This window comes from Micromonospora sp. CNZ280 (genome assembly GCF_011759515.1).
Map to the genome: position 1 here is coordinate 3,000,419 of NZ_JAAOYP010000001.1, position 12,317 is coordinate 3,012,735.

General features: G+C 72.2%; 13 protein-coding genes. 9 read left to right on the top strand and 4 right to left on the bottom strand.

Annotated elements, in window-relative coordinates; translation table 11 throughout:
• Positions 1–235: 235 nt before the first annotated feature.
• Positions 236–493 carry a WhiB family transcriptional regulator gene (locus FHX32_RS14390; protein WP_007455784.1) on the top strand — a complete coding sequence of 86 codons (258 nt, stop codon included), beginning with the start codon at positions 236–238 and terminating at the stop codon, positions 491–493.
• Between the two features lie 111 nt (positions 494–604).
• Here the strand turns inward: FHX32_RS14390 and FHX32_RS14395 are convergent, their stop codons facing one another.
• Positions 605–1,054 carry a metallopeptidase family protein gene (locus FHX32_RS14395; RefSeq protein WP_167181822.1) on the bottom strand — a complete coding sequence of 150 codons (450 nt, stop codon included), beginning with the start codon at positions 1,052–1,054 and terminating at the stop codon, positions 605–607.
• A 153-nt stretch (positions 1,055–1,207) separates the two neighbouring features.
• Between FHX32_RS14395 and FHX32_RS14400 the strand changes: the two genes are divergently transcribed.
• The gene (locus tag FHX32_RS14400; protein WP_167181824.1) at positions 1,208–1,573 is read left to right on the top strand and encodes a DUF3499 domain-containing protein; all 366 of its coding nucleotides are present in this window, start codon (positions 1,208–1,210) and stop codon (positions 1,571–1,573) included.
• 56 nt (positions 1,574–1,629) lie between these two features.
• Here FHX32_RS14400 and FHX32_RS14405 read toward each other — a convergent pair whose 3' ends face one another.
• From FHX32_RS14405 to FHX32_RS14415, 3 genes are all read right to left on the bottom strand, one after another.
• Entirely contained in the window at positions 1,630–3,006 is a 1,377-nt protein-coding gene (locus FHX32_RS14405) for an NAD(P)/FAD-dependent oxidoreductase (protein ID WP_167181826.1), read from the bottom strand.
• Between the two features lie 145 nt (positions 3,007–3,151).
• Positions 3,152–4,498, bottom strand: coding sequence for an aspartate aminotransferase family protein (locus FHX32_RS14410; RefSeq protein WP_167181828.1), 1,347 nt, complete (start codon positions 4,496–4,498; stop codon positions 3,152–3,154).
• Positions 4,499–4,940: 442 nt separating this feature from the next.
• Positions 4,941–5,453 carry an Lrp/AsnC family transcriptional regulator gene (locus tag FHX32_RS14415; RefSeq protein WP_109898180.1) on the bottom strand — a complete coding sequence of 171 codons (513 nt, stop codon included), beginning with the start codon at positions 5,451–5,453 and terminating at the stop codon, positions 4,941–4,943.
• 204 nt (positions 5,454–5,657) lie between these two features.
• On the opposite strand from FHX32_RS14415, the gene FHX32_RS14420 reads away from it, so the two are divergent.
• From FHX32_RS14420 to FHX32_RS14450, 7 genes are all read left to right on the top strand, one after another.
• Entirely contained in the window at positions 5,658–6,842 is a 1,185-nt protein-coding gene (locus FHX32_RS14420; RefSeq protein ID WP_167181830.1) for a polyamine ABC transporter substrate-binding protein, read from the top strand.
• An 11-nt stretch (positions 6,843–6,853) separates the two neighbouring features.
• Positions 6,854–8,014, top strand: a complete 1,161-nt coding sequence (locus FHX32_RS14425; RefSeq protein WP_167181832.1) for an ABC transporter ATP-binding protein — start codon at positions 6,854–6,856, stop codon at positions 8,012–8,014.
• Positions 8,011–8,925, top strand: coding sequence for an ABC transporter permease (locus tag FHX32_RS14430; protein WP_167181834.1), 915 nt, complete (start codon positions 8,011–8,013; stop codon positions 8,923–8,925). Before FHX32_RS14425 ends, FHX32_RS14430 begins: the two co-directional genes overlap by 4 nt.
• A 55-nt stretch (positions 8,926–8,980) precedes the next feature.
• The gene (locus tag FHX32_RS14435; RefSeq protein WP_486481053.1) at positions 8,981–9,832 is read left to right on the top strand and encodes an ABC transporter permease; all 852 of its coding nucleotides are present in this window, start codon (positions 8,981–8,983) and stop codon (positions 9,830–9,832) included.
• Positions 9,829–11,250 (top strand): FAD-dependent oxidoreductase, encoded by a 1,422-nt coding sequence (locus tag FHX32_RS14440; RefSeq protein ID WP_167181836.1) that lies wholly within the window; start codon positions 9,829–9,831, stop codon positions 11,248–11,250. Before FHX32_RS14435 ends, FHX32_RS14440 begins: the two co-directional genes overlap by 4 nt.
• Positions 11,251–11,328: 78 nt before the next feature.
• Entirely contained in the window at positions 11,329–11,556 is a 228-nt protein-coding gene (locus tag FHX32_RS35105; protein ID WP_486481054.1) for a saccharopine dehydrogenase NADP-binding domain-containing protein, read from the top strand.
• Positions 11,557–12,012: 456 nt separating this feature from the next.
• Positions 12,013–12,183: a hypothetical protein gene (locus FHX32_RS14450; protein WP_167181838.1), complete on the top strand. Its 171-nt coding sequence runs from the start codon at positions 12,013–12,015 to the stop codon at positions 12,181–12,183.
• Positions 12,184–12,317: the final 134 nt, after the last annotated feature.

The following is a 12,317-nucleotide window of genomic DNA, read 5'->3' on the forward strand; positions in this document are numbered from 1 at the left end:
GTCTGAATCGATAGGGCAGGTTGCGAGGCCGGGTGGTCGCGGTGGCCGTCCGGGTGCGTGTCGGGAGGGCGACTCCATTATCAAGTTTGGCTTGACGGCGCACGCATTACACGCGTGTAATTTGAATGGGGTTGTTCGCACGGAACGCAACAAAACGGGACCGGACGGACACGCACGCCTTTCGCGTGGGGGGTTGCAGCGGCGATGACGCCGGTGCGCGACAAGGAGGCATCAGATGGACGGCCAGCTTGAGGTGGCCGACCTGCTCGGAAACGCGCCGGAGTGGCAGGAGCGGGCGCTGTGCTCGCAGACCGATCCGGAGGCGTTCTTTCCCGAGAAGGGCGGTTCGACCCGCGAGGCGAAGCGGATCTGCTCGCGCTGCGAGGTCAAGACGGAATGCCTCGAATACGCTCTCGGTCACGACGAGCGGTTCGGGATCTGGGGTGGGCTCTCCGAGCGGGAGCGGCGCAAGCTGAAGCGGCGGGCCGCCTGAGCGGTGCCGGGCCGGGGCGGTGGGGGCCGCCCGGCTCGGGCCCGGGCGCCACGGCGTCCCGACGGGCCGTCACGGGCTCGTCCGCTGGGCTCCGGTCCGCCCTGGTGCGGGTCAGGCCAGCTCGTCGGGGTCGACGCCGAGCAGGTTGGCCACCTGCTCGATGATCACGTCATGTACCAGGTCGGCGAGGTCCTCGCGATCCATCGCGCGGAACTCCAGCGGGCGGCGGTAGAGCACGATCCGGGGCGGCACCTCCTGCCGGCCGCGGTGGCCGGGCAGCAGCCGGGCGAGCGGCACCTCGCCGTCCTCCAGCACGTCGGAGTCGTAGACGTTCAGTTCCGGTGGCACGTCCTCCACCGCGAACTCGACCCCGGCCAACTCCTTGGCGAACCGCCGCTCCAGCGTCTCGACGGTGTCCAGGACAAGGTCGTCGAAGACCTCCGCCTTGGTCCGGGCCAGCGGCACGGTCGCCGGCACCAGCCGTCCGCGCAGCCCGCGCCCGTGCCGGTCACGGTGGGCACGCCGGCCGGAGCCGGGGCGGCGGTGTTCCGGGCTCGTCATGAGGCAAAGGGTAGCCTCCGGGCCAGCCTGGCCTGCGGCAGTGCCGCCACCGTGGCGCGGCGTGGCCACGCCGGTCGAATTGTGATCACCATGACGGGCGTGTCGCAACGCGAAGCGGTGCGCCGGAGCCGGTAATGGAGATACCCTGCCGCCGTGAGGTCACCACGGCGCTGCTCCCGTAACGGCTGCCCCCGGCAAGCGGTCGCCACATTGACCTATGTCTACAACGAGTCGACCGCCGTGGTGGGCCCGCTGGCGGCCTTCGCCGAGCCGCACACGTACGACCTCTGTGAGCCGCACGCCCGCAGCCTGACCGCGCCGCGGGGCTGGGACGTGGTCCGGCACGAGGGCGAGTTCGAGCCCCCACCGCCCACCACCGACGACCTGGTCGCGCTGGCCGAGGCGGTCCGCGAGGCCGCCCGCCCCACCCCCCGTCCCCCTGAGGACGACCACGACCTCCCCGCCGCCCCCCACACCGCCCGCCGCGGCCACCTCCGCGTAATCCCCCCCAACCACTAACCCCACCTGGGCCCCGGGGTTCCCCCCCCCGTTGGGTGGGGCCGGTAGGGGTCGGGCTAGTGGCCGAGTAGGCGGGAGAAGGCGGCGGCGCGGCGGGAGGGGCGGCCGGAGCGGAGTTCGGCGGCGTCGGCGGAGAACATCAGGCGGAGGCCGGCGTTGACCGCGAGCCAGCGCAGGGGCTCCGGCTCCCACCTGGGGGAGCGGTGGTTCACCCAGGGGAGGGCGGTCAGGTCGGTGCGCTCGCCCCGGATCAGGTCGGCCAGCGTACGGCCGGCGAGGTTGCTGGTGCCGACGCCGTCGCCGATGTACCCGCCGGCCCAGCCGAGCCCGCTGGCCGGGTCGTAGCCGACCGAGGCCGCCCAGTCCCGGGCCACCCCGAGCGGCCCGCCCCAGGTGTGCGTCACCGGCACGTCCGGGCCGAGCACCGGGAACAGTTCGCCGAGCGTACGGCGTAGCGCCGCGAAGACCCGCGGCTCCCGGTCGTGCCCCGGCACCACCCGGGACCCGAAGTGGTACGGGGCGCCCCGCCCGCCGAAGGCGAGCCGTCCGTCGGCGGTGCGCTGGCCGTAGATGATGACGTGCCGGTGGTCGGAGAAGGTCTCCCGCTCGGCCAGCCCGATCCGCTCCCAGGTCCGCGCCGGCAGCGGCTCGGTGGCCACCATCAGCGAGTAGACCGGCGCGACCGTGCGCCGCTGCCCGGGCAGCAGGGGCGTGTAGCCCTCGGTGGCCCGGACCATCACCGGCGCGCGTACCGTGCCGGCCGGGGTCACCGCCGCGCCGGACCGGAGCGCCGTCACCGGGGTGCGCTCGTGGATGGTCACCCCGCGCCGCTCGACCGCCCGGGCGAGGCCACGGACCAGCCGCGCCGGGTGCACCGCCGCGCAGTGCGGCGTGTACGTGCCGCCGAGCACCCCGTCGGCCGCGCACCGGGCCGACGCCTCGGCGGCGTCGAGCAGCGCCAGGTCCGCCGGGCCGAGTCCGAACTCCCGGGCCTCCTCGACGACCGCCCGGGCCCGGGCGAGCTGTGGGGCCGTCCGGGCGAGCACCACCGTCCCGCCGTACGCCCAGTCGCAGTCGATGCCCTCGGCCGCGACCACCCGGCCGACCTCACGCACGGTGGCCTGCATGGTGCGCTGCATGGCGAGCGCGGCCTCCCGGCCGTGCCGGCGGGCCAGCGCGGGCAGCGAGGTGGGGAAGAGCGCGGAGCACCAGCCGCCGTTGCGCCCGGACGCGCCGTACCCGGCGATCTCGGCCTCCAGCACGGTGATCCGCAGCGTCGGGTCCGCGCCGGCCAGGTAGTACGCCGCCCACAGCCCGGTGTAGCCGGCGCCGACGATCACCACGTCGGCCTCGGCGTCGCCGGGCAGCGGCGGGCGCGGGGTGAGCGGCTCGTCCACGGTGGACAGCCAGTACGACAGCTCCGGGTAACGCATCACCACTCCGGGGGCGGCAGGTCGAAGCGGAGCGGCAGCTGGCGTACGCGGGTGCGCGCCGTCCGCCCGACCTCGGCGTCGGCCGGTGGCCGGGCCCCGGGAGAACGGGACCCGGCCGCGGCGGGCGAAGGCCCGGACCCGCCGGTCAGAGGCGCGCCCATGCCTCGGTGAGCACGCCGCGCAGGATCTGCTCGATCTCGTCGAACTGCTGCTGCTCGGCGATCAGCGGCGGGGCGAGCTGCACCACCGGGTCGCCCCGGTCGTCGGCGCGGCAGTACAACCCGGCCTGGAAGAGCGCGGTGGAGAGGAAGCCGCGCAGCAGCCGCTCAGCCTCGGCCTCGTCGAAGGTCTCCCGGGTGGTCTTGTCCTTGACCAGCTCGATGCCGTAGAAGTAGCCGTCGCCCCGGACGTCGCCGACGATCGGCAGATCGTGCAGCTTCTCCAGGGTGGCGCGGAACGCCGCCTCGTTGGCACGGACGTGCCCGACCAGGTCCTCGCGGGCGAAGACCTCCAGGTTGGCCAGCGCCACCGCGCAGGAGACCGGGTGCCCGCCGAAGGTCACCCCGTGGGCGAACATGCCGGTCTCGGTGAGGAACGGCTCCATCAGCCGGTCGCTGGCGATCATCGCGCCGAGCGGGGCGTAGCCGGAGGTGATGCCCTTGGCGGTGGTGATGATGTCCGGCCGGTAGCCGTAGCGGACGGCGCCGAAGTACTCGCCGAGCCGGCCCCAGGAGCAGATCACCTCGTCCGAGACGAGCAGCACGTCGTACGCGTCGCAGATCTCGCGGACCCGCTCGAAGTAGCCGGGCGGTGGTGGGAAGCAGCCGCCGGAGTTCTGCACCGGCTCCAGGAAGACCGCCGCCACCGTGTCCGGCCCCTCCCGCTCGATGGCGCGGCCGATCTCGTCGGCGGCCCAGCGGCCGAACGCCTCCGGGTCGTCGCCGTGCTCCGGCGCCCGGTAGAAGTTGGTGTTCGGCACCTTGATCCCGCCGGGCACCAGCGGCTCGAAGTCGCTTTTGATGCCGGGCAGGCCGGTGATCGACAGCGCGCCCATCGAGGTGCCGTGGTAGGCGATGTAGCGACTGACCACCTTGTGCTTGTTCGGCTGGCCGGTGCGCTTGAAGTAGGCCCGGGCCAGCTTCCACGCCGCCTCGACGGCCTCCGAGCCGCCGGTGGTGAAGAAGACCCGGTTCAGGTCGCCGGGGGTGAGGGCCGAGATCTTCTCGGCCAGCTCGACCGCCTTCGGGTGGGCGTACGACCAGAGCGGGAAGTAGGCCAGCTCGCCGGCCTGCTTGGCGGCGGCCTCCGCCAGCTCCGCGCGGCCGTGGCCGGCGTTGACCACGAACAGCCCGGCGAGCCCGTCGAGGTAGCGGCGGCCCTGGGCGTCCCAGACGTACGCGCCCTCGCCGCGGACGATGGTCGGCACCTCGCCGGCGGAGTAGCTCGCCATCCGGGTGAAGTGCATCCAGAGGTGGTCGGTGGCGTTGGCCATGTCAGCCCCATCGGGTCTCGGGCCGGTCAGGGGACACCGGCCGCTCTGCCCACGGTTATCCCACAGCCCAAGCCCGGAAGCAAGTGGGATCGGTGGTGTATCGCCGATTTGGCAACGGATTCAGCGAATGTCAAGAGCATGAACAACGGAATCCGCATCGACCGGGGGTGGGGCTCCGAATCGGTGGTCCGGGGCGGGTCGCGGGCCTGGTGGCCAACCCTGTTGGGCGCTGTCGAGCTGCCCCATCTGTGCGGCCCGCGCCGACCAGGCAGGTGGTCCGCGGGCCCTTTGCGTCCATGTCACGGCCTGGACAGTTCCGGGGCCTTCTCCGGGCATTGGCCGGGCCACCGCGGATGCCACGAGGGGCGCTGAGGTGGCCCATCTGGACAATCAGCTCCGTGGTCAGATCGGGATGGTCGGGCGGCCCGGGCACGCCGACTGATCAGGCTGTGCCCCAGGTGTAGGTCTGCTTGCGCAGCTTGAGGTAGACGAACGCCTCGGTGGAGAGCACGCCCTCGACCGCGCGCAGCCGTTGCAGGATCTCCAGCAGGTGGTCGTCGTTGCGGCAGACCACCTCGGTGAGCAGGTCGAAGGAGCCGGCCGTGATCACCACGTAGTCCACCTCCTCCAGCTCGGCGAGCCGGTCGGCGACCGCCTCCAGGTCGCCGTCGGTGCGCAGGCCGATCATGGCCTGGCGGGGGAAGCCGAGCTGGAGCGGATCGGTCACCGCGACGATCTGCATCACCCCGGCGTCGAGCAGCCGCTGCACCCGCTGCCGTACCGCGGCCTCGGAGAGCCCGACCGCCTTGCCGATGGTCGCGTACGGCCGGCGGCCGTCCTCCTGGAGCTGCTCGATGATCTGTTTCGCCACGTCGTCGAGCAGAGCGTGACTGGCTCCTTCACGCACGGCTACCCGCCGCCCGCCGTTGCCGTTGTCCTGCTGCCGGTTCGTCATCGACCGCTCCCCATGTCCGTTCCCGGGCTGAGCCTAATGCCCCCGCGCAGTGTGGCGTATTTCGTCGTGGAGAGCTAATCCCGCAACGGAATCCCTTGTAAGGAAGGTCACCTCATGTCAGGATCGGTCGTCCACCGCACTTGACCCTCCCGCCGGCGCGCCACCTGAGTCCCGCCGCCGACGATGACCCTTAGGAGTCGTCACATGCGAACTCCCCCTCGGCCCCTCACCCGGCGTGGACTGCTCACCGGCACCCTCGGTTCGGCGGCGCTGCTCGCCGCCGGCGGCGCCCTGGCCGGCTGCGGCACCAAGGGCGCCCAGCAGACCGAGGCCGGCTGCGTCAGCGAGGACCTCTCCGGCACCGAGAAGAAGCTCGCCTTCTCCAACTGGCCGCAGTACCTGGACGTGGATGAGAAGGACGAGTCGAAGCGGCCCACCCTCGACGCGTTCATCGCCAAGTCCGGCATCGCGGTCACCTACACCGAGGACGTCAACGACAACAACGAGTTCTTCGGCAAGGTGCAGAACCAGCTCGCCGCCTGCCAGGCGACCGAGCGGGACATCATGGTGCTCACCGACTGGATGGCCGCCCGGATGATCCGGCTCGGCTGGATCCAGAAGCTGGACAAGTCGAAGCTACCCAACGTCGAGGCCAACCTGCTGTCCTCGCTGCGTGGCCGCTCCTTCGACAAGGACAACCAGCTCGCCATCCCGTGGCAGTCCGGCCTGGCCGGACTCGCCTACAACGGCAAGGTGACCAAGGAGATCCGCACCGTCGACGAGCTGCTCACCCGTCCCGACCTCAAGGGCAAGGTGACCGCCCTGTCCGAGATGCGCGACACCATGGGCCTGCTGCTCCAGGCAGGCGGGCACGACCCGTCGAACTTCACCGCCGCCCAGTTCGACGACGCGCTGAACAAGCTGAAGAAGGCCGTCGACTCCGGGCAGATCCGCAAGTTCACCGGCAACGACTACGCCCCCGACCTGGCCAAGGGCGACATCGCCGCGTGCATCGGCTGGTCCGGCGACGTCATCCAGCTCGGCTTCGAGGACGAGAAGGTCAAGTTCGTGGTGCCCGAGTCCGGCGTGATGCTCTGGTCGGACAACATGCTGGTGCCGAACAAGGCCACCCACAAGGCCAACGCCGAGCAGTTGATCAACCACTACTACGACCCGGCGGTGGCCGCCCAGCTCGCCGCGTACGTGAACTACATCTGCCCGGTGCAGGGGGCGCAGGCCGAGATGGAGAAGATCGACCCGGAGCTGGCGGCCAACCCGCTGATCTTCCCCGACGACGCGATGCTCGCGAAGTCCAAGGTCTTCATGGCCTTGGACGAGAAGCAGGAACGCGAGTACGAAGGCAAGTTCCAGCAGGTCATCGGGGCGTGACGGGAGTGGGCGTGGCATCTGTGGGGCGCGAGACACCGGCCGGCGACCTGCGGCTGGCCAACCTCACCAAGCGGTTCGGCATCTTCACCGCGGTCGACGACCTCAGCCTGACCATCCCGCAGGGCTCGTTCTTCGCCCTGCTCGGGGCGTCCGGCTGCGGCAAGACCACCACGTTGCGGATGATCGCCGGGCTGGAGGAACCGACCAGCGGGCAGGTGCTGCTCGGCGACCGTGACATCGCCCGGCTGCGGCCGTACAAGCGGCCGGTGAACACCGTGTTCCAGAGCTACGCCCTCTTCCCGCACCTGGACATCTTCGAGAACGTGGCGTTCGGGCTGCGCCGGCGCGGCATCCGCAAGGTCGACGACCAGGTCGAGCGGATGCTGGCCCTGGTGCAGCTCGAAGGGTACGGCCGGCGCCGGCCGGCCCAGCTCTCCGGCGGCCAGCAGCAGCGGGTCGCGCTGGCCCGGGCGCTGATCAACCACCCGCAGGTGCTCCTGCTGGACGAGCCGCTCGGCGCACTCGACCTCAAGCTGCGCCGGCAGATGCAGATCGAGCTGAAACGGATCCAGACCGAGGTCGGCATCACCTTCGTGCACGTCACCCACGACCAGGAGGAGGCCATGACGATGGCCGACACGGTCGCGGTGATGAACGCCGGGAAGATCGAGCAACTGGGCGCCCCGGCCGAACTCTACGAGTTCCCGGCCACCGCGTTCGTGGCGAATTTCCTCGGCCAGTCCAACCTGCTCGCCGGCGAGGCCGCCGGCCCCGCCGGGGGCGAGGTGCCGGTCTCCGCGCACGGCTCCCGCTTCGCAGTGCCCGCGGAGCGGGCCCGGGTCGACCGGGGCCCGGTCCACCTGGGCGTACGCCCCGAGAAGCTGCACCTGGTCGACTCCGCCGACCAGGTCCCCGCCGGGCACCAGCACGTCACCGGGGTGGTCAGCGACGCCTCCTACGTCGGGGTCAGCACCCAGTACCTGCTGCGCACCGGCTGGGGCAGCGAGCTGTCGGTCTTCGTGGCGAACAGCGGCGCCACCGCGCAGCTGCCGGTCGGCACCGCGGCGGTGGCGCACTGGGACCCGCGGCACGCCTTCCTGCTGCCCCGTGACCCGGGCGCGGACGACCGGACCAGCCCGGTGCTGGACGAGCCGGTGGGGGCCTCCTCGTGACAGCCCTGGCCCACGTGCCGACCGGGTCGGGGCAGCCGGCGGCGCCGGAGCGGGCCGTCCGGTCCGGGCGGTACCGGTTCCTGCCGTACCTGCTGCTGCTGCCCGGCGCGGCCTGGCTGTTCCTCTTCTTCGCCGTGCCGCTGTTCCAGCTCGCCGCGGCCAGCCTCTACGACCCCAGCGGCTCGCTCTCCACCGGGTACGCGCTGACCTGGGCGTTCGGCAACTACCCGGACGCGTTGGCGGCGTACTGGCCGCAGTTCACCCGGTCCTTCCGCTATGCCGGGATCGCGCTGGTGCTGGCGCTGCTGATGGGCTACCCGCTGGCGTACGCCATCGCGCAGAAGGCCGGCCGGTGGAAGAACCTGCTGCTGGTCTGCGTGATCGCGCCGATGTTCACCAGCTTCCTGGTGCGCACCCTGGCCTGGAAGACCATCCTGTCCGACAACGGTTGGCTGGTCGGGCTGCTGCGCGACGTGCACCTGCTCGCCCCCGACGGCCGGCTGCTGGCCACCCCGGTCGCGGTGGTGCTCGGGCTGACGTACAACTTCCTGCCGTTCCTGGTGCTGCCGCTGTACGCGAGCCTGGAGCGGCTCGACCCCCGGCTGCTGGAGGCGGCCAGCGACCTGTACGCCAGCCCGGTGCGGGCGTTCCGCAAGGTCACCCTGCCGCTGTCCATGCCCGGCCTGGTCGCCGGCACGCTGCTCTTCTTCATCCCGGCCAGCGGCGACTACATCAACGCCGAACTGCTCGGCACCCCGAACGAGTACATGATCGGCAACGTCATCGACTCGGCCTTCCTGGTCCGGCTGGACTACCCGCAGGGCGCGGCGCTGTCCTTCCTGCTGATGGCGGCGATCCTCGCGGTGGTCTTCGGCTACCTGCGCCGCGCCGGCACCGAGGAGGTCCTGTGAGCGCGAGGAGTGCGGCGCAGCGGAGCCCCGCCGTCGCGAACGAAAGGGGGGCGCAGTGACCGTGGCCCACCGCATCGGTCGCTGGCTGGCCGACCACTGGGTGCTGGGCGTCGGGCTGCTGGTGCTCGGCTACCTCTTCCTGCCCATCGCCGTGGTCGCCGGCCTGTCCTTCAACCGCCCGTCCAGCCGGCTGTCGTACGACTTCCACGAGTTCACCCTCGACAACTGGCGCAACCCGTGCGCCACCTCGGACATGTGCGACGCGGTGGTGCGCAGCGTCCAGATCGGCTTCATCGCCACCGTGGTGGCCACGGTGCTCGGCACCCTGATGGCGTTCGCGCTGGTGCGGCACCGGTTCCGGGGCCGGTCCGGGATCAACGTGCTGATCTTCCTGCCGATGGCCACGCCGGAACTGGTGATGGGCACCTCGCTGCTCGCCCTCTTCGTCTCCGCCGGGGTGCCGCAGGGGTTCTGGACCATCGTCATCGCGCACGTGATGTTCTGCGTGTCGTTCGTGGTGGTCACGGTGAAGGCGCGGCTGGCCGGGATGGACTCCCGGCTGGAGGAGGCCGCGATGGACCTCTACGCCAGCGAGTGGCAGACCTTCCGGCGGATCACCCTGCCGCTGGTGATGCCCGGCATCGTGGCCGCCGCGCTGCTCGCCTTCTCGCTGTCGTTCGACGACTTCATCATCACCAACTTCAACGCCGGCACCACCGTCACGTTCCCGATGTACGTCTGGGGCGCCGCCCAGCGGGGCATCCCGCCGCAGGTCAACGTCATCGGCACGGCGATGTTCGTGATCGCGCTGCTGCTGGTGCTGGCCAGCATGCTGCGCGGCCGGCGGAGCCGCCGCGCCGCGCTGCGGGTCGCGGCGGGCGCCGGGCCGGCCCGGCGCCCGTCATGACCGGGCCGCATCCCGGCCGGGCGCTGGCCGACGCGGTGCCGGTGCCGTACTGGCTGGACCGGCCGGAACGCCCCGACCCGCTGCCCCCGCTGACCGGCCCCGACACCGCCGACCTGCTGGTGGTGGGCGGTGGGTACGCCGGGCTGTGGAGCGCGCTGCTGGCCAAGCGGGCGGACCCGGGCCGGGACGTGCTGCTGGTCGAGGCGGGCACCTGCGGCTGGGCGGCGTCCGGGCGCAACGGCGGGTTCTGCGCCGCCTCGCTCACCCACGGGCTGGCCAACGGCGTCGAGCGCTTCCCGGACGAGATCGAGCTGCTGGAGCGGCTCGGCCGGGAGAACCTGGACGCCATCGCCGCGACCGTGGCCGAGTACGGCATCGACTGCGACTTCGAACGCACCGGCGAACTGGCCGTCGCTGTCGAGCCGTACCAGCTCGACGGGCTCGCCGCCGACGCGGAACTGGGCCGCCGGTACGGCCACGACGTACGGCTGCTCGACGCCGACCAGGTACGCGCCGAGGTGAACTCGCCGACGTACCTCGGCGGGATGTGGGACCGGGATCGCACGGCCCTGCTCGACCCGGCGAAGCTGGCCTGGGGGCTGCGCCGCGCCTGCCTGAGCGAGGGGGTGCGGATCGCCGAGCACACCCGGGTGACCGGGCTGCGCCGCGACGGCGCCGCGCTGCGGGCCGCCACCGCCGGCGGCCGGGACGCCGCCCCGGGCAGCGTCCGCGCCGGGCGGGTGGTGCTGGCGACCAACGCGTTCCCGCCGTTGCTGCGCCGGCTGCGCGCCTTCGTGGTGCCGGTCTACGACTACGCGGTGATGACCGAGCCGCTCGCGGACGACGAGCGGCGCTCGATCGGCTGGGCGAGCCGGCAGGGGCTCGCGGACACCGGCAACCAGTTCCACTACTACCGGATCACGCCCGACAACCGGATCCTCTTCGGCGGGTACGACGCCGTCTACCACTACGGCAACCGGATGGCCCCGTCCCTGGAGCAGCGCTGGGACACCTTCTGCACCCTCGCCGACCACTTCTTCACCACCTTCCCGCAGCTCGACGGGCTGCGGTTCAGCCACCGCTGGGGCGGGGTGATCGACACCTGCACCCGGTTCTGCCCGTTCTTCGGCACCGCGTACGAGGGCCGGTTGGCGTACGCGGCCGGGTTCACCGGGCTCGGCGTCGGGGCGACCCGGTTCGCCGCCCGGGTGATGCTCGACCTGCTCGGCGAGGAGGAGACCCCGCTGACCCGGCTCGACCTGGTGCGCCGGATGCCACTGCCGTTCCCGCCCGAGCCGGCCCGCGCGGTCGGCATCAATCTCACCCGCTGGTCGCTGGCCCGCGCCGACGAGCGCCAGGGCCGGCGCAACCTCTGGCTCCGTGCGCTCGATCGTTTCGGTTTGGGGTTCGATTCCTGATGCGCATCCTGCTCGTGGGCCGGCGGTGTCGGCTCCGCCGCGGCCGCCATCGCCGCCCGCCGTACCTGCTTCGAGACCGTGGTGGTCGCCGACCACGACCCCGTCCGGGCGGCCCGGGCGGTGGCCGGGCATGGTGACCGGTTCGTCGCCGCCACGGTCGACGCCTCCTCGGCCGGCGCGGTGGCCGCGCTCTGCCGGGAGCACCGGATCACCCACGTGCTCAACGCGGTCGATCCGCGCTTCGTCCTGCCGATCTTCGACGGGGCGTTCGCGGCCGGCGCGGACTATCTCGACATGGCCATGTAGCTGTCCCGGCCGCACCCGCGCCGCCCGTACGCCGAGACCGGCGTGAAGCTCGGCGACGAGCAGTTCGCCGTCGCCGACGAGTGGTCGGCGGCCGGGCGGTTGGCGCTCTGCGGCATCGGCGTCGAGCCGGGCCTGTCCGACGTCGAGGAGTGCCTCAACCCGCCGGTGGTGTGGGAGCTCGGGCTGGACGCGACCGCGCCGGTGCGGGTCGGCGGGGTTTCCGTGTCCTGTCCCCGCGCGACGTGGTGGCCGCCTGCCCGACCCGGCCACCCTCGGCGACAGGATGCGCGGCAAGACCTGCGCCGGCACCTGGGTGCGCGGCCGGCCTGGACGGCAACCGCCGCCACGACGCCGCCGGCGGACCGCCGTGGGATCCCCGCCAACCCCTGCTCGACGACCGCTGACCCCGGCGCTGGCGGGGCACCGCAACCCGGGCGGCGGGGTGACAATCGGTCGATGACCGCAACGAGCGTGCCGCGCCGCCCCGATCCCCGGGCGGCGGTGCTGGTGACGGCGGGCTGGTACGGCGCTGTCGTCGTGGTGTTCCTGGTCGGCGTCGCGCTGCTCTCCGGGTCTGTACCAGTGGGCTGCGGGGACGAGTGCACCTCGGACCGGGACCTGCGCTGACCGTCGCCGCGACCGGTTGCCCCGGCCGGGCTCGTGGTTTGCCCCGGCCGGGTTCGCGGTGGCCGGCCGAGGTGTGGCGGGAGAGCGTGATACCTCTGAGTCATATTGATGCCTCAGAGGTATCACGTCGTTGT